Consider the following 377-nt stretch of genomic DNA (forward strand, 5'->3'; position numbering starts at 1 on the left):
GGGCTGCATTGGTTTCGACGTGGGTTGGAATCGCCTCAGGGCATGCCGAGGTTCAGTCACCTCGTAAAACCGCTGAAAAAAACTAACTGCAAACGACGAACGTTTCGCACTCGCCGCCTAAACACCGGTGAGCCTCGCAACAGCAGGCCGATGGGCTGGGCAAGGGTGGTGTCAAAACCGTCCAGGCTGCGAGGGAATCCACATCGGCTGGTTCACGACCGGGTGCCTTGGGCGTGAACGAGACTCAAGGGCACTGGCCGACCCGATAGCGTGCGACTGCGCGATCGGGCTGGCGAGATCCAAATCAGACCGCTAAGCATGTAGAACTGGGCGTGGAAGGTTCGCGGACGCGGGTTCGAATCCCGCCAGCTCCACCC

The 377-nt window shown here is 60.7% G+C and carries 1 other RNA gene; it reads left to right on the forward strand.

The annotated features are described in order from the left end of the window. Positions 1-377: a transfer-messenger RNA gene (gene ssrA / locus ACO0K4_RS19525) on the forward strand; the annotation flags it as partial.

Source organism: Undibacterium sp. RuTC16W, from assembly GCF_049339445.1.
Classification (GTDB): domain Bacteria; phylum Pseudomonadota; class Gammaproteobacteria; order Burkholderiales; family Burkholderiaceae_D; genus Undibacterium.